At 56.8% G+C, this 22,204-nt stretch carries 23 protein-coding genes; 13 read left to right on the plus strand and 10 right to left on the minus strand.

All coding sequences use genetic code 11. From position 1 onward, the window contains the following. Positions 1 to 80: 80 nt before the first annotated feature. A complete protein-coding gene (locus GQS_RS02960; RefSeq protein WP_014012186.1) occupies positions 81 to 581 on the plus strand; it encodes an HIT domain-containing protein in 501 nt (166 codons plus the stop codon). On the opposite strand, the gene GQS_RS02965 is transcribed toward GQS_RS02960, so the two are convergent. The 5 genes from GQS_RS02965 to GQS_RS02985 form a co-directional block, all read right to left on the minus strand. Continuing rightward, entirely contained in the window at positions 578 to 1,273 is a 696-nt protein-coding gene (locus GQS_RS02965; protein ID WP_014012187.1) for a hypothetical protein, read from the minus strand. The two genes, GQS_RS02960 and GQS_RS02965, sit on opposite strands and share 4 nt — an antisense overlap. A gap of 93 nt (positions 1,274 to 1,366) precedes the next feature. Continuing rightward, positions 1,367 to 2,995: a Na+/H+ antiporter NhaC family protein gene (locus GQS_RS02970; protein ID WP_014012188.1), complete on the minus strand. Its 1,629-nt coding sequence runs from the start codon at positions 2,993 to 2,995 to the stop codon at positions 1,367 to 1,369. Between the two features lie 142 nt (positions 2,996 to 3,137). Beyond that, positions 3,138 to 3,794: an ACT domain-containing protein gene (locus GQS_RS02975; protein ID WP_014012189.1), complete on the minus strand. Its 657-nt coding sequence runs from the start codon at positions 3,792 to 3,794 to the stop codon at positions 3,138 to 3,140. 39 nt (positions 3,795 to 3,833) lie between these two features. Then, the gene (thyX, locus tag GQS_RS02980; RefSeq protein WP_014012190.1) at positions 3,834 to 4,571 is read right to left on the minus strand and encodes an FAD-dependent thymidylate synthase; all 738 of its coding nucleotides are present in this window, start codon (positions 4,569 to 4,571) and stop codon (positions 3,834 to 3,836) included. 180 nt (positions 4,572 to 4,751) lie between these two features. Further along, entirely contained in the window at positions 4,752 to 5,267 is a 516-nt protein-coding gene (locus tag GQS_RS02985; protein ID WP_052297945.1) for a DUF996 domain-containing protein, read from the minus strand. A 234-nt stretch (positions 5,268 to 5,501) separates the two neighbouring features. On the opposite strand from GQS_RS02985, the gene argF reads away from it, so the two are divergent. Both argF and GQS_RS02995 read left to right on the plus strand, forming a co-directional pair. After that, positions 5,502 to 6,449, plus strand: coding sequence for an ornithine carbamoyltransferase (argF, locus tag GQS_RS02990; protein ID WP_014012192.1), 948 nt, complete (start codon positions 5,502 to 5,504; stop codon positions 6,447 to 6,449). 164 nt (positions 6,450 to 6,613) lie between these two features. After that, on the plus strand, positions 6,614 to 7,543 hold the full coding sequence (locus GQS_RS02995) for an RsmB/NOP family class I SAM-dependent RNA methyltransferase (protein ID WP_014012193.1): 930 nt from the start codon (positions 6,614 to 6,616) through the stop codon (positions 7,541 to 7,543). 11 nt (positions 7,544 to 7,554) lie between these two features. Here the strand turns inward: GQS_RS02995 and GQS_RS03000 are convergent, their stop codons facing one another. Both GQS_RS03000 and GQS_RS03005 read right to left on the minus strand, forming a co-directional pair. Continuing rightward, positions 7,555 to 8,529: a hypothetical protein gene (locus GQS_RS03000; protein ID WP_014012194.1), complete on the minus strand. Its 975-nt coding sequence runs from the start codon at positions 8,527 to 8,529 to the stop codon at positions 7,555 to 7,557. Next, positions 8,529 to 9,107 (minus strand): metallophosphoesterase, encoded by a 579-nt coding sequence (locus tag GQS_RS03005; RefSeq protein ID WP_014012195.1) that lies wholly within the window; start codon positions 9,105 to 9,107, stop codon positions 8,529 to 8,531. The genes GQS_RS03000 and GQS_RS03005 overlap by 1 nt, the downstream gene beginning before the upstream one ends. Positions 9,108 to 9,165: 58 nt before the next feature. Here GQS_RS03005 and GQS_RS03010 point away from each other — a divergent pair, with 58 nt between their 5' ends. The 5 genes from GQS_RS03010 (at position 9,166) to speB (ending at position 13,799) form a co-directional block, all read left to right on the plus strand. After that, the gene (locus GQS_RS03010; protein WP_014012196.1) at positions 9,166 to 10,254 is read left to right on the plus strand and encodes a saccharopine dehydrogenase family protein; all 1,089 of its coding nucleotides are present in this window, start codon (positions 9,166 to 9,168) and stop codon (positions 10,252 to 10,254) included. Then, on the plus strand, positions 10,232 to 10,891 hold the full coding sequence (locus GQS_RS03015) for a 16S rRNA methyltransferase (protein ID WP_014012197.1): 660 nt from the start codon (positions 10,232 to 10,234) through the stop codon (positions 10,889 to 10,891). Before GQS_RS03010 ends, GQS_RS03015 begins: the two co-directional genes overlap by 23 nt. A gap of 103 nt (positions 10,892 to 10,994) precedes the next feature. Continuing rightward, positions 10,995 to 12,374, plus strand: coding sequence for a sodium-dependent transporter (locus GQS_RS03020; protein WP_014012198.1), 1,380 nt, complete (start codon positions 10,995 to 10,997; stop codon positions 12,372 to 12,374). A gap of 74 nt (positions 12,375 to 12,448) precedes the next feature. After that, positions 12,449 to 12,859: a translation initiation factor IF-5A gene (locus GQS_RS03025; protein ID WP_014012199.1), complete on the plus strand. Its 411-nt coding sequence runs from the start codon at positions 12,449 to 12,451 to the stop codon at positions 12,857 to 12,859. Positions 12,860 to 12,932: 73 nt separating this feature from the next. Then, positions 12,933 to 13,799: an agmatinase gene (speB, locus tag GQS_RS03030; protein ID WP_014012200.1), complete on the plus strand. Its 867-nt coding sequence runs from the start codon at positions 12,933 to 12,935 to the stop codon at positions 13,797 to 13,799. Positions 13,800 to 13,805: 6 nt separating this feature from the next. Here the strand turns inward: speB and GQS_RS03035 are convergent, their stop codons facing one another. After that, positions 13,806 to 14,495, minus strand: a complete 690-nt coding sequence (locus GQS_RS03035) for a hypothetical protein (protein WP_014012201.1) — start codon at positions 14,493 to 14,495, stop codon at positions 13,806 to 13,808. Positions 14,496 to 14,791: 296 nt separating this feature from the next. On the opposite strand from GQS_RS03035, the gene GQS_RS03040 reads away from it, so the two are divergent. Together GQS_RS03040 and GQS_RS03045 are read left to right on the plus strand one after the other, a co-directional pair. Continuing rightward, positions 14,792 to 15,292, plus strand: a complete 501-nt coding sequence (locus GQS_RS03040; protein ID WP_238515848.1) for a CBS domain-containing protein — start codon at positions 14,792 to 14,794, stop codon at positions 15,290 to 15,292. Continuing rightward, positions 15,280 to 16,599, plus strand: coding sequence for a cation:proton antiporter (locus GQS_RS03045; RefSeq protein WP_014012203.1), 1,320 nt, complete (start codon positions 15,280 to 15,282; stop codon positions 16,597 to 16,599). Before GQS_RS03040 ends, GQS_RS03045 begins: the two co-directional genes overlap by 13 nt. A gap of 17 nt (positions 16,600 to 16,616) precedes the next feature. On the opposite strand, the gene GQS_RS03050 is transcribed toward GQS_RS03045, so the two are convergent. Continuing rightward, positions 16,617 to 17,087: a hypothetical protein gene (locus GQS_RS03050; protein ID WP_014012204.1), complete on the minus strand. Its 471-nt coding sequence runs from the start codon at positions 17,085 to 17,087 to the stop codon at positions 16,617 to 16,619. 75 nt (positions 17,088 to 17,162) lie between these two features. Between GQS_RS03050 and GQS_RS03055 the strand changes: the two genes are divergently transcribed. Both GQS_RS03055 and GQS_RS03060 read left to right on the plus strand, forming a co-directional pair. Continuing rightward, positions 17,163 to 18,884 (plus strand): chloride channel protein, encoded by a 1,722-nt coding sequence (locus tag GQS_RS03055; protein WP_048056516.1) that lies wholly within the window; start codon positions 17,163 to 17,165, stop codon positions 18,882 to 18,884. 9 nt (positions 18,885 to 18,893) lie between these two features. After that, entirely contained in the window at positions 18,894 to 20,168 is a 1,275-nt protein-coding gene (locus GQS_RS03060) for a TIGR00375 family protein (protein WP_014012206.1), read from the plus strand. Here GQS_RS03060 and galT read toward each other — a convergent pair. Next, positions 20,161 to 21,144 (minus strand): galactose-1-phosphate uridylyltransferase, encoded by a 984-nt coding sequence (gene galT / locus GQS_RS03065; RefSeq protein WP_014012207.1) that lies wholly within the window; start codon positions 21,142 to 21,144, stop codon positions 20,161 to 20,163. The two genes, GQS_RS03060 and galT, sit on opposite strands and share 8 nt — an antisense overlap. Before the next feature lie 88 nt (positions 21,145 to 21,232). Between galT and GQS_RS03070 the strand changes: the two genes are divergently transcribed. Then, entirely contained in the window at positions 21,233 to 22,198 is a 966-nt protein-coding gene (locus tag GQS_RS03070; protein ID WP_014012208.1) for a thiamine-phosphate kinase, read from the plus strand. Positions 22,199 to 22,204 lie beyond the last annotated feature (6 nt).

Genomic DNA, 22,204 nt, shown 5'->3' on the forward strand with positions numbered 1-22,204 from the left:
CTTTGTTGGATGACCATGCCCCCTATCTCACCCAAAAAAGCTTTTAACCTACCCCCGTTTCTCCCACTGGAGGTGAGGTTATGAAAACCCTTTGGGCCCCATGGAGGATTGAGTACATACGCTCACCCAAACACGATGGCTGCATTTTCTGCGACTTCCCGAAGGAAAACCGCGACAGGGAGAGGCTCATTCTCTACCGCGGGAAGCACTGCTTCATAATCATGAACAACTACCCGTACAACCCGGGGCACGTCATGATAGCCCCCTACAGGCACGTTGGAAAGTGGGAAGACCTGACAGAGGAGGAGCTTCTTGAAATGATGAAGCTCTCCCAGCTCATGATAAAGGCCCTAAAGAGAACCATGAACCCCCACGGCTTCAACATGGGCGTGAACCTTGGCCGCGTTGCCGGCGCCGGAATAGACGACCACGTGCACCTCCACATAGTGCCGAGGTGGAACGGGGACACGAACTTCATGCCGGTTATAGCGGACACCAAGGTAATCCCCGAGTCGCTTGAGGAAGCCTACGACGAGCTGAAGAAGGCCATAGATGAAATAGCGGGAGAGGTCGGGCATTAAGCCCTCTTAATTTCTATTGTGAACTCCCTGTTGAGGGGCAGCCCCTCAAAGAGGTCGCTTCCCAGCTCCAGCACGGGGATATCAGCCTCGATAATGCTCTTTTTGCCCCCGGGATCCATAACAGTGAGCCGGGTGAGCTTTCCTCCACGGACAGCGGCGGATAAAAACGTTCCATCCCCCGCCCGCCCTTCCAGAATAAAGTCCTCCCCCTTGAGCTCCCACGAGACCCGTTTTATCAGAGCCGGGGCGGTTTCTGGAGTTATCCTCTCAACGACGCCCCTGCCGTTCTGTATCTTCGCCACGGGACAGCTTGCCTGGGCGTTGCAGAAGTCCCTAATGGCCTCCGCTATCCCCCTTGCAAAGTTATCCAGCGGCCTGCCCATCAGCGCCTCGCCGAACCCTGCCCAGCTCGCAGAGACCCTCAGCCTTCCATCGACCACCTCAAAGGTTATTGTGAGTATCCCCCTGTCCCCGGTGAACGTGTAAACGGCACGGTGCTCCTGGAATCCCACGGTTAGCTTGAACTCGTAGCCGAAGTTGAAGATGAAGCGGGGCACTTTGAATCGAACCCTGTCGCCCTGAATATCCTCGAAGTACGGGAAGAACGGAAGGGTTTTTTCAGGCTCGCTGAGGACAACCTGAAGGCTTTCCCACGGGTGAGAGATTTCAACTTCCCAGCTCTTTGTTTTCACTTCTATCCCCCACAGAAACCATAGAAAGGAGCATAAAAAGCGTTTCTTAAACCGTTGGTTTGGAACCCTGTGCGAAAGGAAAGAAAAAAGAAATCAATCCTCAACAGTGTAGAGATGGACCCTACCGTGCGGGATTCCGGTTCTTTTGCCGTACCATTCGCTGAGGAGGCGGTGAAGCATAACGAGCAGCGGTACCGCGATGGCGAGCAGTACCCAGCCGTTCCTCAGGCCCGCGGCGAAGAGCAGGAGCATGAGGGCGCCAACGAAGCCCGCGGTGAGGGCATAGGGTATCTGGGTGTTCACGTGGTCGATGTGGTCGCAGCCCGAGAACATGGAGCTCATGATGGTCGTATCGCTGATTGGAGAGCAATGGTCCCCGAAGACTCCTCCCGCGAAGACCGAGGCGATGCTGGCGTAGACGACCGGTCCAAAGCTTCCGCTGAGTCCGTAGGAGAGGGGAACGGCTATCGGCATCATTATCGCGAAGGTTCCCCAGCTCGTCCCCGTCGTGAAGGAGATGAAAGCCGCCACCACGAAGACCACGAGGGGAACCAATCCCGGCGAAAGGACGTTCGATGCGACGCTGACTATGTAGTCGGCCGTGCCAACCGCGTCGCAGGCGCTCTTGATGCTCCACGCGAGGATGAGTATCATCATGGCGAAGTGCATCTGCTTCATTCCGGCAACAAGGGTATGCTCAACATCCTCGAGGCTCATTATCTTCATCGCCAGAACGAGAACCATCGCGACGATGACCATGGAGAAAGAACCCCAGACGAGCGCCCACGTTGAGTCCGCGTTGGACAGGACCTCCTGGAAGCCGCCCTTGGCGTAAGCGGCGCCGCCCCCGCCGGTAACCCACAGGCCGAGGAACGTCACGAAGACGAGGGCCGCAACGGGCAGTATAAACACCCAGACGCTTTCCTTGCCCTCCACGGGCATTCCAACGTCCACCTCCGTTGTCATCATCGGCTGCGCCCCGTCACGCATCACCTTGCCCTCGGTCCTGGCGCGGTACTCTGCGTGGAGCATCGGGCCGTAGTGCCTGTGGGTGGCGGCAACGAGGTAAACGAGGATGACCGCCAGGATGGGGTAGAACCTGTAGGACCAGCTGGCAAACCACGCGGAGTAAGCGCTTATATCCGCACCGACGCTCGCTATTGCGTCCTTAAGAAGGCCAAGCTCGTAGCCAATCCAGGTGGAGACGACCGCCAGAACCGCCACAGGGGCGGCGGTGGAATCGTCGGCGTAAGCTAAGAACTCTCTTGAAACCCTCGCCCTGTCGGTTATTGGCCTCATGGTGTTGCCGACTATGATGGTGTTGGTGTAATCGTCGAAGAATATTATCGTCCCGAAGATGGCCGCCATGAGGGAAGCGGCGCGGCTGGTTTTAATCTTCCGCGTTACCGCCTTCGCTATGGCGTTCATGCCGCCGGCCTTGTATATCAGCGCTACCCCGGCGCCGATGAGTGCATCGAAGAGGAGAATCCTCGTGTTCCACAGGTCAGTGACGATCTGCCCGTTCTCCTCCCAGGCGGACGCTATGTTGAAGGCTATCCACTTTAGGGTCTCAGTCGTGGCCCCTATGGGGTTTCCTCCCGCCACCAGCAGTCCACCAACCCACACTCCAAAGAACAGGGCAAAGAGAACCCTCTTGGTCAGGATGGCGAGACCGATGGCCACCAGAGGGGGCAGGAGTGAGAGTACTCCAAAGTCCGACATGATTCCGATCCCTCCCATCTTTTGGCAAATTTCGTTTGATGTGCCAGATAAGCGGCACCGGTGTGGGCTAACAAAAAACATTTTTATTACTTTTGTAACAGATATATCAAAAAAGCAGAAACCTGTTTCATTTGGAACAGAATTACCTCATCCCGCGTATGATCCTTTCCAGGACCTGGTACGCCCTCGGCGCTTCTTCCCGGCCAATAACGAAAATCGTGTCCTTGTGGCAGGAGATCACCTGGGTTATGTTTATCCCGTTCGCGGCCAGCGCCGAGGTCATGAACACGACAACCCCGGGGGTTTCAATTATGGCCTCGGGGCTGACCACAGTCAGGGCGGTCTGGTCCCGCAGTATGCCAACGACCTCCTTCACAAGGCCAAGAACCTTCGCCTCGTCCTCACTCGCGATGACGATTGTGAACGTGTCCCGGGTCTGGGTCAGCTGGAAGAACCTCGATTTGCTCATTATTTCCAGCAGATCCTTCACGGCCCTGACAAGGTGCTCCTTCGAGACGGTTATCACGCTGACATCGGATTGGAGCTCTATGATGCTGTTTCCAACGACGCTCCTCACCCGCTCCTCCAGAAGGGACCTCTCGTCCCTGAGCTCCTCCCCGAGGCGGATCAGGGCCATCTTGACCGCGGGGATGGACGTGTCCAGGCCGGCGTCGGCTACGAGTATTCTCGCAAGGGCACTGTAGTTAACGATGCCGAGGCGCATGCACTCCCGCACAAAGGGCCGCCTCATTATCTCGTCCCGCACAATCTCGGCTATACTGGGTTTTCCGGGGTTCATCGTCTGTCCTCCTAGGACTGAATGGATTATACCATGAGATTATATCCCAGCAATTCTCTTCCATCTCTCCTTCGTCCTCTTCCAGCAGCCCGGCGGCATGAGCTCGCCCTCTGGACAGTAGCCGAGCTGAACGCACCTGGGCCCGAGCTTTGCCCACTTGATAATCGGCCTCAGGTCATCGTTCCTTGCCATCTCCTCCAGCATCTTCCAGGCCACTTCCCTTATCTCCCACTGGGCCCTCTCGCACGCCCTCAGGCCGAGGAAGTGCTTGAGCTCGCGGAGGTTCATCGTTACGACAATTTTTGTTCTGACCGCCTGGGGCAGGATGAAGCGCGCGTCCTCCTGGTGCTGGCCGCGCTCGATGCTCTTCTTGTACAGCTCTATCGAACGCTTCATGAGCTCCTTCCACTCCGCGAGGAGTTCGGGGTCTTCCTTTATTCTATCTGGGATCACGAAGGTCTCCTCGACGTCCTCCGGGTTCAGAACGATGTATCGCTGGCTCTGCTGGGTGTAGCTGGCCAACCTGTGGCGGACGAGCTGGTGACTACATACGCGGGAACAGCCCTCTATCGCGAAGGTTAGCGTCGCGTGCTCCAGAATCGACTCGTGGCCGTAGCCGAGCACCCTTGGAAGGTGCATCTCGACGTCCTTCTCACCCATCCTCTCGAATGCTCCCGTTTCCCACTCGTCCCAGTAGCTTATGAGGGCCGCCCATGTGACGGTTTCGAGAGGTTTTTTCGTATAATTGACAAGCTTTACCTTGATTCCATCCCTCATTCGCGCCACCGGAGATAGAAGAGGCCCGGGTTTATTAGGTTTACCTTCAAAACCGCCCTTCAAGGGGTCTGCAGTAACGAACCCGCAAACCAACTGCCAAAAAGTCATAGGAAGTTGAAGGATGAAGAACGCTATATACCCAACAGGGCGAAAATCGAAAAAGGAAATGGGAACAAAAAACTAAACAGGTGCTGGTTCTTCAACGGGCTTGGATATCTCGTCGGGCAGTGAGAAGAACGCGATTATCTCGAGGATTGCCGCTATGACGATAAGCAGCCCACCGATCAGGACTATCATCAGGATTGCACCGACAATGTACAGCAGTGCAACCGTGTGGAACATGCCCACACCGGTCTCCTCGGATATCATGTCATAGCTCTGCTTCATGAACCACACACCGACTATCATGAGAACCACTGCGATAATGCCGCCGGCGCCCATCATGCCCAGACCCAGCTCCGGTGAATTCGAGGCGCCCAGTATCGAGCCCCACATGGTTCCAACGAGTATCAAGCTGGCCACTATGTTCAGTATGGCGGCCCAGAGGTACTTGCTGAATATCTCGCCCCTGCCGGTAGCCTCGGCGATGTTCTTGACGGCCAAGAGCTTCAGGATGAACCCTATGAAGCCCAGGCCCACAACGGTCAGGATGGCTCCGATGCCACCCATCATTTTGGCATTTTTCAAATCACCCACGGGCAATCACCTCGAAAATAAATGTCTTCATAATCATTTAAAAGGTTTTCCACCCATGGCTATAAAAGTATGACACATCCATATTGGAAGTACTGCAAGAGGCAAGGAATACGGCGGCGTTCATTACGTTTGGAAAGCCATCGTGCATCGGTGCTCAAAAGATTTCAGTCATATCCCCCTTTCTCCGACGAAAGGGTTATTAAAACCGGGCCCCAGCTTTAGACGGTGATGCACATGGTGGTTAGCCTTGCCGGAAGGGATGTTCTCTGCCTTCAGGACTTTACGAGGGAGGAGATCGAGACTATTCTCAAGACGGCCGAGATGATGAAGATATGGAACAAAATAGGCAAGCCGCACCGCGTTCTCGAGGGTAAAACCCTGGCCATGATTTTCCAGAAGCCCTCGACCAGAACGAGGATCTCCTTCGAGGTTGGAATCTATCAGCTCGGCGGCTACGGCCTCTACCTCAACGCCAACGACCTCCAGCTCAGGCGCGGTGAGACAATAGCCGACACCGCCCGCGTTCTCAGCAGGTACGTGGACGGAATGATGGCGAGGGTTTACGCCCACAAGGACGTCGAGGACCTCGCCAAGTACGCCAGCGTCCCGGTCATCAACGGTCTGAGCGACTTCTCCCACCCGTGCCAGGCTCTGGCCGACTACCAAACCATTCTCGAGAAGAAGGGCCGCATAGCCGGCCTCAAGATAGTCTACGTCGGTGACGGAAACAACGTCGCCCACTCCCTCATGATAGCCGGAACCAAGCTCGGAGCGAACGTCGTCGTTGCAACCCCAGAAGGCTTCGAGCCTGACGAGAAGGTCATCAAGTGGGCGGAGCAGAACGCGGCCGAAAGCGGCGGCAGCTTCGAGCTCCTCCACGACCCAGTCAAGGCCGTCAAGGACGCCGACGTCATCTACACCGACGTCTGGGCGAGCATGGGTCAGGAGGCCGAGGCCGAGGAGAGGAGGAAGATATTCCAGCCGTTCCAGGTCAACAGGGACCTCGTCAAGCACGCCAAGCCAGACTACATCTTCATGCACTGCCTCCCAGCCCACAGGGGAGAGGAGGTCACCGACGACGTCGTTGACTCCCCGAACAGCGTCGTCTTCGACGAGGCCGAGAACAGGCTCCACGCCCAGAAGGCGGTTATGGCCCTCGTCATGGGCGGGATAAAGGTTTGAGGCCCTTTCCCTCCTTTTTCTATCGAACGGTTTTTGCCCGTTGTGAAAGCGGGCTTTCATAAAATGTGCAATCTATGAAAGTGCACTTTCATAAAAGGTGCAGTTTGTGAAAGTCGGGTTTCATAAACGAAGAACCTTTTAAACCCCTCTCTCTATCTCCCACCATGCTCGAAAGGTTGTTTTCCCTCGGCTACTCCAAGACCTTCGCGGAGCGCTATTACGAACTCTGGGGCGAGAGGGCATTGGCGATTGCCGAGGCTATGGAGAGGCCCCTGCCGAGGTGCTTCCGCGTAAACACGCTCAGAATAGAGGTTCCCAAGCTCACCAAGCTCCTCAACAAGAAGGGCTTCCAGTTTAAACGAGTCCCCTGGGCGAGGGAGGGCTTCTGCCTGACGAGGGAGCCATTCTCGATAACCTCCACGCCGGAATACCTGAGCGGTCTCCTCTACATCCAGGAGGCCAGTTCGATGTACCCGCCGGTGGCGCTCGAACCGAAGCCCGGCGAAACCGTTGCAGACATGGCGGCGGCACCGGGCGGAAAGACTAGCTACCTCGCCCAGCTGATGGAGAACGAGGGAATAATCTACGCCTTCGACGTCGGGGAGGAGCGGCTGAAGGAAACTCGGCTCAACCTATCGCGCCTCGGGGTTACCAACACCGTCCTAATCCACAGCTCATCGCTCCACATCGAAGAACTCGGAGTCGAGTTCGATAGAATCCTCCTCGACGCGCCGTGCACGGGCTCCGGAACGATACACAAGAACCCCGAGAGGAAGGCCAACCGCACGATGGAGGATGTAAAGTTCTGCCAGAACCTCCAGATGCAGCTCATCGAAAAGGCCCTCGAGGTTCTGAAGCCTGGAGGGGTTCTGGTTTACTCTACCTGCTCCCTCGAGCCGGAGGAGAACGAGTTCGTGGTTCAGTGGGTTCTTGAGAACTTCGACGTTGAACTGCTCCCGCTCCGCTACGGCGAGCCTGCTTTGACGAGCCCCTTCGGAATCGAGCTCAGCGAGGAGATAAGGAAGACAAGGCGCTTTTACCCCGACAGGCACGGGACGAGCGGCTTCTTCGTTGCGAAGATTAAGAAACTCTGAGCACCCCAGATTCAATCCTCCGAGTCCGGCGCGAGCTTCTCGTCGAGCTCCCTCAGCCTTTCAATGACGTCCTCGCTGAGGTTCTTCTCCAGCTCCTCCCGCGCGGCCTTGGCCAGCTCGAACTTCGAGTCGTACTTTCCGAGGGCAGTCCAGTGAATCTTCTTCCCCTCAACGAAAACGTCTATGTCGCAGAGGCGCTTGTAGCCGTGGTACTCGATGCCTTTGAGCAGGAACTTAACGCGCACCGGGTCTTCCCACGTCAGCAGCTTGAGCTTGTAAACCGGAACGCGCATGAACGGCCTCGGATAGTCCCAGTCCCAGCCCTCTCCAACGACGAAGCCAATGTCAAGGTCCTCAATCACCATCATGAGGCGCTCTATGTTCTCCTCGTAGCGCTTATCGGTGTCGTAGATTTTAATCGTAATCTCGTTCCACTCTGGCATCAGCCTTAGCAGAAGGACTGGAAGGTCAACACTCAGCTCCCTGTAGACCCCAAGGAAGCCCCTGCGGACTAGAACGGCACCGTCGATGTCCTCCGGCCCGATTGGAGAGTTGAGCTTCTTCCTGGTTACGCCGATTATCGTGTCCCCCGCCTCGCCCTCGTCGAAGGCCGTTCTGATGTCCATGATTTCGCCCCCGTACTTCTCGGCCAGCAGCTTGAGCCCATCCTCAACGTTGGTGGGTATCCTCAGGAGGATTAGGGTGCTCTCAACGTGCACCTTCTCCACGGGGAGGTTTCGGTTGACGACCTCACTGAGAACAACCGGGGCGTGGGAACTCACGAGAAAGGCCGTCTCCGGCGGGATTGTCTCCTTCTTCCACTCCTCAGTCACGAATACTATCGTCTCAAACTCGCTGCTCCTCTTAATCGCCTCGTCGGTTGGAATCTCCTCAACGCCAAAGATACCCGATATGGCCTCCCTGACGGCGTCTCCATGGGAAGTCCGGAGGAAAATAATGGACGGTCCAAATCGGAGAACCTTCATCACATACCCCTCCACATCTTGTATCCCCTATCAAAATCCGTCCCGCCGGGGTACTTCACCCGGTAGGTCTTCCCGCTCGGGAGAAGAACGAAGTTGACACCGAGGACGCCGTTCAGACCCCTGTCTATCAGCTTGAAGTTGTGGCCGTAAAGTCTGAAATCGGCGTCCAGGCCGGCCACCTCCCTCCACGTGTGGCCGAGGGCGAACCTCTTCCCTTCTATCTCAACGATGGTCCCTGGCTCGACGACGCTTTCCCCGAAGAACTCCCTGACTACCTCGGGCTCATCCTCGTTGCCGGGAACCACGTAGAGTTCCGTCCCGGGGTTCTTGAGGACGCGGGCCAGCTTCCTCACCGCCCCAACGTAGAGCGGCTTCATGTCGGGTCTCCGCTCAAGCTTTATGTTGTCCGCGAGGTCGCCGGTGTGGATGATGTAATCCGGGTCAGTTTTCTCTATGAGCTCACCTATGAAGCGGTAGGCGCTCTCTGGGGTGTCGCTGATGTGCATGACCTTCGTTTCGTCGGTGGATGACAGCAACTCCAGGACTTTTTTCCGGAAGAGCGGGAGTTTTATCGGCATTAAAGGAAATAGGAGCAGGGCTTATATATACCTTCGCCAAGTTACTAGGGGTGTTACCATGAAGGTTCTCGTTCTCGGTGCCGGAAACGTTGGAAGGGCGATAGCCTGGGATTTGAGGGATGAATTTGACGTTTACGTGGGGGACGTCAGCGATGAGAGACTGAAAGCCGTCTCTGAATTCGCCACGCCCCTGAAAGTTGATGCGTCCAGCTTCGATTCCCTCGTTGAGGCAATGAAAGGCTTTGAGCTTGTAGTGGGTGCCCTGCCAGGGAGGTTCGGCTATCAGGCAGTTATGGCCGCGATAAAGGCGGGCGTTGACATGGTCGACGTCTCGTTCATGCCGGAGAACCCGCTGGAGCTTCGCGATGAAGCAGAGAAGGCGCAGGTGACGGTTATATTCGACGCCGGCTTTGCCCCCGGGCTGAGCCACATCCTGATGGGCAGGATATGGCAGGAGATGGACGAGCTGAGGGAGGGCTACATCCACGTCGGAGGCCTCCCCAAGGAGCCCAGGCCGCCACTCTATTACAGAATTACATGGTCACCGAAGGATTTAATTGAGGAGTACACGAGGCCGGCGCGCGTGATAAGGGGCGGCGAGGTTAAGGCGGTTGACCCCTTCGAGAGGATTGAGGGGGTAACCGTGGGAGACTTCGAGTTCGAGGCCTTCGTGAGCGACGGCCTGAGGAGCCTCCTGGAGAGCGTTAGGGCGGAGAGGCTTGAGGAGTGGACGCTCCGCTGGCCGGGACACCTGGAGAAGATGAGGGTTTTGAGGGAGCTCGGCTTCTTCAGGCAGGAGCACGTTGATAAGACGCTCGAGGTCATAGCCCCGCTCATGACCTACGAGAGCCCGGACTTCTCGATAATGCAGGTGGTCGGAAGGGGAACTATCGGCGGTGAGCCGAAAGAGATAGGCTACCTCCTGTACGACGAGGAGAAAGAGGGCTTCACCTCCATGGCCCGCGTCACGGGATTCACCGCGGCCATAATAGCGAGGCTCGTGGCCGAGAAGGGCTGCATCTTCGGCGTCATCCCGCCGGAGATACTCGGAATGCGCATAGACACCTTTGAGAGAATCGCCGAAGAGATTGCCGAAAGGGGCATAAGGTTAGAGAGGTGGGAGAATGCTCCACCTGGTGATAGCTGAGGCGGAGCTTGAGCCCGTCCCGAAGGCGATACTTGACCATCCGGCCGTTGTGAACCACGCCAGGAGGAGGGGAAAGCGGCCCGACGAGATACTGCTGGACAGCACATACCACCACGCGGCCATCAAAAAGCTCCCGGACGGCGAGAGGCGCGGGCGGCCGGACATAGTCCACGTCTGCCTCCTCAACGCCCTCGAGAGCATTGCCAACAAGGAAGGCCTGCTGAGGGTCTACGTCCACACCAGGAACGACGAAGTGATTTACATCAAGCCGGAGACGAGGATTCCGCGGAACTACAACCGCTTCGTTGGGCTGATGGAGAGCCTCTTCAAGAACCGCGCGGTTCCGAGGGACCTGGAACTGCTCCGCATTGAGGAGAAATCCCTTGAAGAGCTCGTGGAGGAGCTGAACCCCGACGGAGTCTTCGTGATGCACGAGGAAGGGAGGCCCATGGGGCCGAAAGACTTTGGAAAGATGCTGGGGGGGTTTGAGAACCCACTCGTCATCGTCGGCGGCTTTCCCCATGGGGATTTTAGGAGCGAAACGCCAGGGGAAAAAATAAGCATTTACGAGGCCCCGTTGATGGCCTGGACGGTTGTGAACGAGGTAATCATCAACTTTGAGCATCGGGTTCCCTGAAAAAAGCGAAAAAGCTACATAATGTTTTTATATTTTGTCTATGCTTAATTTTTTTGGCACTTGGAAATAAGGCCACAAAGGCAACCTATGGGGGTGTCAGTCCATGCGAAAAATAAGCTTCCTGATGGCGTTCTTAATCGCCGGATACGTCCTTGGAATATGGAACTTCCTGGTTCTGCCGAAGTACTACATAACCTTCGGGCTCAAAGGGTTCCTGATTTCACTCCTCCCGATGCTGGTGGCAATGTTCCTGATATACAGCGAGGCTGAGAGCACCAAGAAGACCCGCTACCTCATATACGAGCTGTTCTTTAAGATATCCAGGACTCCCGCGCTGATATTCAGCCTGCTGATGTTCCTGATGATAATGCTCGGCGTCACCACCTACTACTCCTCCTACGGCCTCGCCCTCATCTTCGGGATGGGCTCGAGGTACATCCCCATCCTGGCCGTTGGAACGATTCTGCTCTCCGTTCTGATGCTCGTAATGGCAAAGGGCAGAACCCTCGAGTTCATCTCGGTCATCTCGATACTCTTCGTTCTTTTCGCCCTCGCTTCGGCGTTCATGATCAGGAACCAAGCGCTCAGCATGGTCACCGCGCCGCAGGCGGTCCAGTACATGGAGGGTGCGGTATCCTCGATAACGTCCTTTGATCTGCCCCTGACCACGAGGGGAGTCCTCTTCATGGTCGTTTCAGTCTTCATATCCCTCGGCCTTGGCGCGGGGGTTTACTACGTCCTGGGCAGCTTCACCCCGGAGGAGCTCGACCTGAGGAAAGTTCTCGCGGCGGTTTTCGTTCTCCAGATAATCCTCAGCTTCGCCGCGGCTTTCACCGTCGCCTACTCCCTGGGCGCCGCCTACCAGGCCTACGGCGAGGCGTTCCAGAACCCGAACATCCCCGCAGATGAATCAATGAAGCTTTTCATGAAGTTCAACGACCTCAAGGACTACGCCACCAACAGCGATAAGAGTCCGATGGACTCGATAGAGGTCTTCTACTCGATACCCGCCGTCCTGAGGGGCAACGTGCCCAACGACACGACCCTCATAGCGCTCCTGATGCTGTCCCTCTATCTCGCCGGCCTCACGACCATAATCATCCTCATCGAGATGGGCAGCCAGATGCTCTCCGAGGTTATGCAGCTTGGAAGAAACCAGAGCCTGGGGTTCGTGGGCATCATCGGCATGATAGTGGCCGGCGCCATGGTGGTGGGCGACGTCAGGACGATGTTCGTCGTTGTGCCGTTTGCCGTGGCGGCGCTCATGGCCGCGGTCGAGAGCTACCCGCTGCTTTCCTCCGAGCTGACGCACAATAAGGCGGTAGTCTCAGCCGTGATGCTGCTCCTCTTCGCCAGCGGGCTGGCGACCCTCTACTACTCGCTCACCGCCCCGAAGATGCCGGTGAAGATCGGCGCGGTGCTGGGTCTCGTGCTCCTCGTGCCGGTGCTCATGAACGGCATGCTCTTGAAGGCCCGCCGCTGAACATTTCCCCTTTTCAAAAATTTTTTAAAGACCCTTCCCAATCGGTTTTAGAACGCTTATGGGAGGTCTGAAAAATGGGAGACAAGACCAAGGTTCAGGTTAGCAAGCTCAAGCCCGGAAGGTACATCCTTATCGACGGTGAGCCCTGCAGGATCGGCAACATAACCGTTTCCTCACCAGGTAAGCACGGTTCAGCCAAGGCCAGGATCGAGGCCGTTGGAATCTTCGACGGCAAGGTCAGGAGCATCGTCAAGCCCACCAGCGCGGAGGTTGACGTTCCGATCATCGACAAGAGAACCGCTCAGGTCATCGCCATGACCCCGGACACCGTCCAGATCATGGACATGGAGACCTACGAGCTCTTCGACATCCCGATCGAGGGCGGCGTCGCCGACGAAGTCAAGGACCAGCTCAAGGAAGGCATCAACGTCGAGTACTGGGAGACCCTCGGCAGGATCAAGATCATGAGGCTCAAGGGCGAGTGAGCCCTCTATTCTATTTAACCCCTTTTCTGAAACCTTTTAAGGAGTCTTCTTCAATCCCCTTGGAGGTGGGAGTATGGACTTCCTCTACACTTACGAGACTCTCAAGCTCGAGTTCCCGCTCGTCGAGCCGGAAGAGGCGGCCTTCACGATCCTCGGCGTCCCCTTCGACGGCACGACGAGCTTCAAGGCAGGGGCACGCTTTGGACCGACGCTCATCAGGCACGCGACGCTCAACCTGGAGAGCTACGTGCTCGACTACGGCATCGACATTGCCGAACTCCCGATAGCGGACATCGGGGACGTCGCGGTTGTCGCAGGGGACCCAAAGAAGACGACCGACAGGGTTAGGGAGACGGTTGAGGAACTGAAAAAGGCGAATCCAAAGACCATTCCGATACTCCTCGGCGGTGAGCACTCCCAGACGCTTGGAGCGGTCGAGGCACTGAAACCGAAGAGCTACGTCGTCTTCGATGCCCACCTTGACCTTCGCGAGAGTTACGAGGACAACCCATACAACCACGCCTGCGTGGCTAGGAGGATAGGCGAGCTGGGAGTCAGGGAAGCCATGTTCGGGATAAGGAGCGGCACGAGGGAGGAGGTGGAGTACGCGGAGAGGGAAGGTATAGCGTGGGTGCACGCGAGGGACTACGACTTCGATGCCTTCGTCGAGCTGGTGAAGCCCCTCCCTGAGCCGGTTTACCTCTCGGTCGATATCGACGCGTTCGACCTTTCCCTGGTTCCCTCAACCGGAACCCCCGAAGCAGGGGGTTTGAGGTTCTGGGACGTTGTCGAAGCCGTGGAGTGGCTAGTGGAGAACAAGAGAATAGCAGGCTTTGACATAATGGAGGTCGCGGGGAGCGAGCTTGGTGACGTTACCGCGCTGACGGCGGCAAAGCTGCTGTTCTATTTCATAGGGGCGATGGGAACGAGAAGGCCCTGAGCTCTTTCATTCTTTCACGTGGTCCGGCTGGGGAAGTATATCAACGGACGTGGCTCCAAACTGCACGGGGGCGTTTTCGAGGGGCTTCTTCATGGAGTATGGATATTCCAGCTTGAAGACCATGAGTATTCCGGTTCCAAAGCCGAGAAGCTCCATAACGACGTCCTGCGTCTTGTTGCTCATGCTCTCGTAGAGCCAGGGCATGTCCGGCTGGAGGGCCACCTCAAAGAACTCCCACGCAATCCCAACGAGAACGAGGGCGAAGAGGCTTATGGAAACTATCTTCAGCGGGCTCCAGTGGAGGTTGTATGTCCTCGACGATTCCAGGACGACCTCGTTGAATATAACCCACGTCACGAGGCCGCCCAGGTAGTGGCTCGGGACGTCGGCGCCCTTCCAGACCTGGTTGTAAAGGTCAAGATGAAGGAATGGGACGTTGAGAAAAGTTATGTGGGCCGCCATGAATATCGCGAAGAGTGCGTAGATGCTGTCGTTGTAGAAGGGGCTGACCCACGGCCAGATTCTTCTGCTGGGGCGGGGGTATATCTTCCGGACGATGCTTGGAACGAAGAGGGCGAATAGACCCGCGGCAGCGCTGAGAATCTGGTCAAACTTTCCGTACATGAGGGTGCTGATAAGGCCGAAGAAAACGATGGCCCTGGCGATCATAATTATTCCCTTTTCCCAAGTCCGCATTCAAATCACCTTCCCCTCCCACGTAATTCCATAATCCGCCGAACCTTATATACTTGTCGGCCAAAAATGGGCCTTATCCGAACTAAAACGAGCCGAAACAAAAACCAACTTGGTGATAAGCGTTGATGGAAGAATTGGAGAGACGCATATAATGCTCCTTATCTCCCTTTTGATTCCCTCATCTCGAGCAGGCTCCTATCGCTGCCCTTTTGGTACAATGTTCTAAACGTTGCCCCAGTGTCGCGTTCAGCCCACAAAGCCTTAAATAGAACTTTTTTCATCAGTCAGAATTGGTGATGGCCGTGGAAGTCGAGTCCGCCCTTGAGAGATTCCACTCACTCAAGCTGACCGACATAATGCCGAGATTCGAAACGATGCCCGTGGTAACGGCAGATTCCGACCTCCTCAACGTCCTCAAGATACTCAGAACCAGACACCACGTTTGGGTGGTTGAGGGCAGGGAGAACATGAAGTTAGTGGGAGTCATCAGGTACATAGACGTCATAGACGTCCTTCTGCCGCCTGAGGCCCACAGGTTCAAGCTGGGAATGACGAGCAAAACCATGCGCTCGATGCTCGGCGGCGCCACAAAGGCGGAGGACGTGGCCGAGAGGCACGTGCTGACAATTGATGAAGACGCGACAGTCCTTGACGCGCTGATGAAGATGCGCAAGTATAAGATTCAGGTGCTGGCGGTTGTAAAGGACGACAGGCTGGTTGGTGAGGTGAGCCTCCGCCTGCTGATAGACGAGCTGCTTAGACTGCTGCGGGTGGGTGGTGCCCAATGGAGAGCGTGACGTGGCTTCTCTTCGCCCTTGGACTCTCGCTAATCCTTGCGAAGATAGGGGACAGCATCATCGAGCGCTACGAGCTCCCGGGAGTCCTTGGGGAGCTGCTGATGGGAATGATACTCGGGAACCTGGTCTACTTCGGCATAGTCGCGCCCCAGTACCTCCCGATAGTCAGCGGTGAGACCTTCACCACGGACATGACGGTGGTGGCCAACTTCCTCGCCAAGCTGGGCATAATATTTCTCCTGTTTCTCGGTGCCCTCGATGCGGACCTCGAACAGCTCAAGAAGACGGGCCTCACGGCCACAGTCTCGACGGTTCTCGGTGTCTTCGTCCCCCTAGTCCTCGGCTGGTTCGCCCTCATGGAGATGGGCTACCCGAGCAGGGAGGCCTTCGCGGGCGGCGTTCTCCTCACCGCGACCAGCATCGGCCTGACCGTCAGGGTGATGATGGATTTGGGGGTTCTCAAAAGTGAGGTTGGCGCGGCCTCCCTGAGTGCGAGCGTTATGGATGATTTTCTTGGTATAGCCCTTGTCATCTTTGCCGTTGGAACCGGGAGCCTGATAGAACTGAGTGTCAAGATAATCGCCTTCTTCTTGATAACCGGTGTCATCTGGTGGTTCCTCGTCGATTATTACATAAAGTTCGCCGAGAGGCTTCACGTTGAAAAGGGAATCCTCGGAGCGGTTCTCGGAATGACCTTCCTCTTCGCGGCTTTGGCTGAGGGCTGGTTCGCGGCCGCTATCGAAGGTGCGTTCATGATGGGCCTCGTCCTCTCAAAGCTCCCCGAAGGAAAGCGCATCATGGAGGACGTGAAGGCCATCGGCTACGGCCTGCTTATACCGTTCTTCTTCGTCCACACGGGGGCGATGCTCAACCTCACCGTCTTCGAGAACGCCAACGCCCTGATCCTTGCCGCCGTCCTAACCGCCGTTGCCGTTTTCGGAAAGGTGGCGGGAAGGGGGCTGGGAGCCTGGATAACCGCCTGGGGGCGCGGAAGGGACTTCCTCTTCACAAAGAAGAACTTCCAGATGTCGCTCCAGATGGGCATCGGTTCGGTTCCGAGGACTGAAGTTGCGCTCGTTGACCTGATGGTGGCAATTCACGGCGGCGCGATAAGTCCCGAGCACGCCCCGGAGTTCATAGCGGCGACCCTGATATTCATAACGGTCTCCGTGCTGATAACCCCGCCGCTCCTCAAGTGGGCGTTCAGGGAGGAAATAGAGACAACGAGGGCGCAGAAGGCCAGCGCAAAGGTCGAGAGGATAGAGAACACGAAGAAGAGGATAAAAGAACTGAAGGGCTCCGGGTGAGCCTTTCTCTTTTCCCATCAGCCGAAAAAGGCCCCCATCATGTCCATCTGCTCCTCGCTCATGGACTTTATTTTGAACTCGGGCATCTCGGGGAGCAGTTTCTCGTATTCTTCCTTTGTAATCTCCTCGGCGTCTCCGTTCCTAACGCGGTAGAAGACCCCGTACTCGGGGTCGCGGTACGCAACGAGGAACTCCTCGACCTCGATGTCGTCGAAGTCCACGAAGATGACGTTTCCGCCGGTGTAGGGGCGCCTGCACTTGAAGGGGAAGCTTGAGGAGTTGAGCATAGCATCGCCGAGGGCCTGGTTGGCCTTCTCGCCGTTTATCTCGGTCCAGAACCTCCTCCCCTCGAAGTCGCCCTCAACGACGATGAGAAACCTCTTCCCGTCGAGCTCGGCGACCGGGGCACCTTTCTCCGCGAGTATCTTGAACAGCTCGCCGATGGTCTCGGCGTTTCTAAGGGAAGCAACGAATCCTTCAACTTTCATAGTTTCCACCGGTGGGGGTTCGGGAAGGAGGTATAAAAGCTTAAGCTTTTTATTTGGGACGCAAACCCCCATTTGATGACCTCAGGAGACGGGGCGTACCTCAGGAAGTGGGGCATAGTGATGGCCTTCTCCATACTGGCCGGCCTAGTGGGCGGCTTAGGTGCGATAGTCTTCAGGGTGTTCATAGGCGTCGTTCACAGGTTTTTCTTCGAGTGGCTTCTCCCCCAGGTTTCCTACGAGGTGGGAGGCTTCAATCTCGGTTACCTGCTCCTACCCACGCTCGGCGCGTTCATCGTCGCGTTCTTCGTGATCAAGTGCCCCGAAATCAGGGGAAACGGCATCCCAGAGGTCATAGAGGCGGTCATATTCAAGGGCGGCAACATCCCCGGAAAGTTTGCCGTTCTGAAAACGATAGCCACCGCGATAACCATAGGCTCCGGAGGGAGCGTTGGACGCGAAGGGCCAATAGGATTCATAGGCGCGGCTTTAACGTCAATCCTCGCGCGCTGGTTCAGCCTATCAAAGGAGATGAAGAAGCTCCTGGTAACCTGCGGCCTCGCCGCGGGTATAGCCGGCACCTTCAACACCCCGCTCGCGGGGGCTATGTTCGCCCTGGAAGTCGTCTACATGGGCGCCTTCTCGATAAACCTCGTGCCCATATTCATAGCCGCCGTCACAGGGAACGCAGTCACCCTCGCCGTCCTCAAGGGGGCGGTGGAGATAGACATCCCCGGAAACATCGGCCACACACTTCCAGAGCTCCCCCTGTTCTTTCTCCTTGGGCTGAGCCTCGGCCTCCTGGCGGCGTTCTACGCGCGGTTCCTCTACCGCGTTGTTGACGGGTTCTCGAAGGCAAACGTGCCCGAAATCATAAAGCCCGCGGTGGGCGGCTTTGGAGTCGGCGTTCTCGGAATGCTGTTCCCGGCGTACGGCATATTTGGAATAGGCTACGAGGGAATGAAGATGGCCTTCTACGGGGAGCTGGCGATGGGACTGCTCATAGTCCTGGGGCTGGTTAAGATGCTGGCCACCGCCCTGACCATAGGGTCAGGTCAGAGCGGCGGTGTCTTCGCCCCCAGCCTATACATAGGAACGATGTTCGGAGCTGCCTTTGGGGAGGCCGTGAGGCTCCTCTTCCCGGGTCTCGGCTCGAACCCCGCAGTCTACGCCCTGGCCGGAATGGCGGCCTTCTTCAGCGGCATGACCCAGGCCCCGATAACCCAGATACTGATGGTAACGGAGCTCACAAGGAGCTACGCCGTTCTGCCCGCGGTGATGACCTCCGCCACCATAGGCTTCCTAACGGCCAGGTTCTTCCTCAAGGGGGAGTCCATCTACACCCTCAAACTCATCAGAAAGGGCTACCACGTGAAAACCGGAAAGCCAGTCATACTCGAGACGATATCCGTCGGCGAGATAATGACCCGCGAGCCGGTTTACGTCACCGAGAACCAGACGCTCTTTGACGTGGAGCACCTGATAGGCGAAACCGGCCACGACTGCTTCCCCGTTGTCAACGAAAACATGGAGGTAGTGGGCATAGTCGGCATAAAGGACATCCTGAAAAAACCCCCGGGCGTTAAGCGGATGCCGGTGAGGCGGTTCATCCACCGGGCCTACGGGGTAACCTACCCGACGGAGACGGCCGAGGACGCCTTCGAGAAGCTCATGGCCTACGACCAGAACCTTCTGCCCGTCCTGGAAAGCCCCGAGAGCAGGAGGCTCATCGGAGTCGTGACCAAAAGGGACATATACCGCGCCTACTACCGCGGTCTGGAGGGAATGTACATAGACTGAGGTGGTTTCATGCAGGTTGATGCCGACCTTCACATACACTCGCGCTACTCGAAGGCGGTCTCGAAAGCCATGACCATCCCCAACCTCGCCGAGAACGCGAGATTCAAGGGGCTCGGGATAGTCGGAACCGGCGATATACTCAACCCGAAGTGGGAGGAGGAGCTGCTCAGGTACACCGAGAAGGTGGAGGATGGGACCTACGAGAGAAATGGGATTCGCTTCCTCCCCACGGCCGAGGTGGAAGACAATCGGCGCGTTCACCACGTCCTGATCTTCCCGAGCATCTCCACCGTTCGGGAGATGAGGGAGGAACTGAGGAAGTACTCGGGGGACATAGACACTGAAGGAAGGCCGAGGGTTAACCTTCCGGCGGCGGAGATAGCTGACCTTGCCAACGAGCTCGGCGTCTTGATAGGGCCGGCGCATGCCTTCACGCCCTGGACGGCTCTCTACAAGGAGTACGACAACCTCAGGGAGGCATACCAGGGAGCAAAGGTGCATTTTCTTGAGCTCGGCCTCTCGGCGGATTCGGAGATGGCGGACAGGATAAAGGCCCACCACTCGCTGACCTACCTCAGCAACAGCGATGCCCATTCCCCGATGCCCCACCGCCTCGGAAGGGAGTTCAACCGCTTTGAAGTGAGGGAAGCCACCTTCGAGGAGATACGGAAGGCCATTCTGAAGAGGGGAGGTAGAAAAATCGTCCTCAACGCCGGCCTTGACCCCAGACTGGGTAAGTACCACCTCACGGCATGCTCACGCTGTTACACAAAGTATTCGCCGGAGGAGGCGAGGGCGTTCAAGTGGAAGTGCCCGAAGTGCGGCGGCAGAATAAAGAAGGGCGTTCACGACAGAATCCTTGAGCTGGCAGACACTGAAGAGAGACCGAAGGACAGGCCGCCCTACCTCCGCCTAGCTCCCCTAGCTGAGATAATCGCAATGGTCATAGAGAAAGGAGTTGAGACGAAGGCCGTAAGGGTTATCTGGGAGCGGTTTTTGAAGGAGTTCGGGAGCGAGATAAGGGTTCTCGTCGATGTACCGCTTGAGGGTCTGGCGGAGGTCCACGAAGAGGTTGCGAAGGCCATCTGGGCCTACAGGGAGGGCAAGCTCATAGTGATTCCCGGCGGTGGCGGAAAATACGGAGAGATAAGACTGCCGGAGGAGATAAGAAGGGCCAGAATAGAGGACCTCGAAGCCCTTGAAGTCGAAGTTCCAAAGGAGGAATACCGGCCGAGGCAGACGAGCCTCATGAAGTTCCTTGGGGGAAGCCGCGGGGCTAAGTGAAGCACCTTCCCTTCGCACCAATTCTTTTTATCACATTTCTGCAGGCACCCTTCAGCTTCTCTGCGTTCTCCTCGGGAATTCCATCATAGGTGAAGTCCCAGGTTCCCATCTCTATCCCCGCGGCGTACTTGATTCTGCCGTTCTCCCTCAGGATTGGGTAGAACTCGACGTGGAGGTGGTAGAAGCCGTAGGTTCCCTTGAACGGCGCTTGGTAGACCATCATCGTATATGGCATGTCCCTCTCCAAGACGGTATTGAGGGTTCCGGTCGCAGTTCTGAGCGCGTCGGCCAAATCCTTGAGCTCTTCCTCCGTCAGCTGGGTGAGCCACTGAACGTGCCTCTTCGGATAGACGTGAACCTCAAAGGGCCAGTTCGCGAAGAAGGGCATGAAGATTGCAAAGCTTCCGTTCTTGTATATCGCCCTCTCGCTCTCCAGCTCCTCGCGCAGAATCCTGCAAAAGAGGCACTCGCCGGTGCGTTTGAAGTATCCCCTCGAGTTCTCGAGCTTAAGGCGAACCTTGAGGGGTATAAAAGGTGTCGCGTAGAGCTGGCCGTGGGGGTGGGTCAGGCTAACGCCTATCTCCTTTCCCTTGTTCCTGAATATGGCCAGGTAGGCGACCCTCGGGTTTTTCTTTAATTCCTCAGTTATGTTTTTCCATAATGCAACAACTCTAGCCACGGCATCGGGGGAAAGCTCGTCGAGGTCTCCGAGGTCGTGCTCCGGCGTTTCAACTATCACGCTGCACTGGCCGAGCGCCCTTGCCTTTTTATAAAACCCCTCTCGCTCGGGCCTGGGGGCATCAAAGGACAGCATGGGGAACCTGTTCGGGAGAAGGAGAACCTCCCAGCCGTAACCGGTCTCCTCGCTCCCGGGACAGAAGGGGCAGAAGTCCCTAGGCCTCCAGGGGCGTTTCCTCCTCACAGCGGAGACCATGACCCACTGGCCGGTCAGGGGATTGTACCTCAGCTCCCGCATCTCCACCACTAACTTGGATTGACGGAGGAACATAAAAGCTTGGCGAAGGCTTTAAATCCCCCGCCCCAACTGGGAGTGAGGGATAAGGGTGGAGAGGGAGATAATCGAGCTCTTCAGAAGGCACCTCAAGCTCCAGGGCGACCTGCCGCTGGGGGACGATGCAGGCGCGATCCGACTCGGTGACGAATGGTTGGTCGCCACCAACGACATGCTAGTGAGAAAAACGGACGTGCCGGATATAATGACGCCCGAGCAGGTTGGGTTTAAGGCCGTTACTATGAACGTGAGCGACGTCGCGGCTATGGGAGCGAGACCGGTGGGGTTTCTCTTCTCACTGGGCGTTCCGCGGGATATTGACATGGATTACCTCGAGGGAGTTGCGGAGGGGATAGGAAATGCCCTCAAGTTCTACGGGGTTCCCGTTCTCAGTGCCGACACTAACGAGGCGGACGATTTGATAATAGACGGAATCGCCCTTGGAAGGACGAAGAGACTCCTCACCCGGAGCGGAGCGAGGCCGGGGGACCTGGTCTGCATTACCGGCGACATAGGGCGAGCTTTAGCGGGACTCCTCCTCTGGAAGCACGGCCTCGACATGCCGGAAAAGGCAAGAGAGGCCCTTTACGAGAAACTCCTCGAACCCAGAGCCAGAGTTCAAGAGGGAATCGAACTGAGCGGGATTGCGAACGCGGCAATCGACGTAAGCGACGGCCCGAGCAAGGAACTTCACCTCCTGGCCGAGATGAGCGGGGTTAGGATTGAAGTCGATGCCCAAAAACTGCCGATTCGGGAGGAGGTAAGGGCAGTTGCTGAGGCCCTGGGGCTGGAGCCGATTGAGATGGCCCTCGCGAGCGGAGAAGAGTTCGAGCTGATTTTCACCATACCTGAAAGCCTGATGGATGAATGTCCCGTGCGATGCACCGCCATTGGGAGGGTTCTCAAAGGAGCCGGGGTTTACATTACCATCGATGGAAAAAGACAGGAGATGCCCGTTCTGGGCTGGGAACACCTTAACCGGGGAGTAAAAGGGACGTATAGAGAGATGTTCCGATAACGTTTT

Origin of the sequence: Thermococcus sp. 4557, assembly GCF_000221185.1 — an archaeon.
GTDB lineage: Archaea > Methanobacteriota_B > Thermococci > Thermococcales > Thermococcaceae > Thermococcus.

Bases quoted from the DNA above. Each gene is read 5' to 3' on its own strand.
- GQS_RS03050 (WP_014012204.1), bottom strand. From the start codon at position 17,087: ATGAAAGTTGAAGGATTCGTTGCTTCCCTTAGAAACGCCGAGACCATC.
- GQS_RS03005 (WP_014012195.1), bottom strand. From the start codon at position 9,107: ATGCCGATAAAACTCCCGCTCTTCCGGAAAAAAGTCCTGGAGTTGCTG.
- thyX (WP_014012190.1), bottom strand. From the start codon at position 4,571: ATGAGGGATGGAATCAAGGTAAAGCTTGTCAATTATACGAAAAAACCT.
- GQS_RS03040 (WP_238515848.1), top strand. From the start codon at position 14,792: ATGGCCGTGGAAGTCGAGTCCGCCCTTGAGAGATTCCACTCACTCAAG.
- GQS_RS02975 (WP_014012189.1), bottom strand. From the start codon at position 3,794: ATGAACCCCGGAAAACCCAGTATAGCCGAGATTGTGCGGGACGAGATA.
- galT (WP_014012207.1), bottom strand. From the start codon at position 21,144: ATGCGGGAGCTGAGGTACAATCCCCTGACCGGCCAGTGGGTCATGGTC.
- GQS_RS03015 (WP_014012197.1), top strand. From the start codon at position 10,232: ATGCTCCACCTGGTGATAGCTGAGGCGGAGCTTGAGCCCGTCCCGAAG.
- GQS_RS03020 (WP_014012198.1), top strand. From the start codon at position 10,995: ATGCGAAAAATAAGCTTCCTGATGGCGTTCTTAATCGCCGGATACGTC.
- GQS_RS03000 (WP_014012194.1), bottom strand. From the start codon at position 8,529: ATGAAGGTTCTCCGATTTGGACCGTCCATTATTTTCCTCCGGACTTCC.
- GQS_RS03060 (WP_014012206.1), top strand. From the start codon at position 18,894: ATGCAGGTTGATGCCGACCTTCACATACACTCGCGCTACTCGAAGGCG.
- GQS_RS02995 (WP_014012193.1), top strand. From the start codon at position 6,614: ATGCTCGAAAGGTTGTTTTCCCTCGGCTACTCCAAGACCTTCGCGGAG.
- GQS_RS03045 (WP_014012203.1), top strand. From the start codon at position 15,280: ATGGAGAGCGTGACGTGGCTTCTCTTCGCCCTTGGACTCTCGCTAATC.
- GQS_RS02970 (WP_014012188.1), bottom strand. From the start codon at position 2,995: ATGTCGGACTTTGGAGTACTCTCACTCCTGCCCCCTCTGGTGGCCATC.
- GQS_RS03025 (WP_014012199.1), top strand. From the start codon at position 12,449: ATGGGAGACAAGACCAAGGTTCAGGTTAGCAAGCTCAAGCCCGGAAGG.
- speB (WP_014012200.1), top strand. From the start codon at position 12,933: ATGGACTTCCTCTACACTTACGAGACTCTCAAGCTCGAGTTCCCGCTC.
- GQS_RS03055 (WP_048056516.1), top strand. From the start codon at position 17,163: ATGACCTCAGGAGACGGGGCGTACCTCAGGAAGTGGGGCATAGTGATG.
- argF (WP_014012192.1), top strand. From the start codon at position 5,502: ATGGTGGTTAGCCTTGCCGGAAGGGATGTTCTCTGCCTTCAGGACTTT.
- GQS_RS03035 (WP_014012201.1), bottom strand. From the start codon at position 14,495: ATGCGGACTTGGGAAAAGGGAATAATTATGATCGCCAGGGCCATCGTT.
- GQS_RS03010 (WP_014012196.1), top strand. From the start codon at position 9,166: ATGAAGGTTCTCGTTCTCGGTGCCGGAAACGTTGGAAGGGCGATAGCC.
- GQS_RS02960 (WP_014012186.1), top strand. From the start codon at position 81: ATGAAAACCCTTTGGGCCCCATGGAGGATTGAGTACATACGCTCACCC.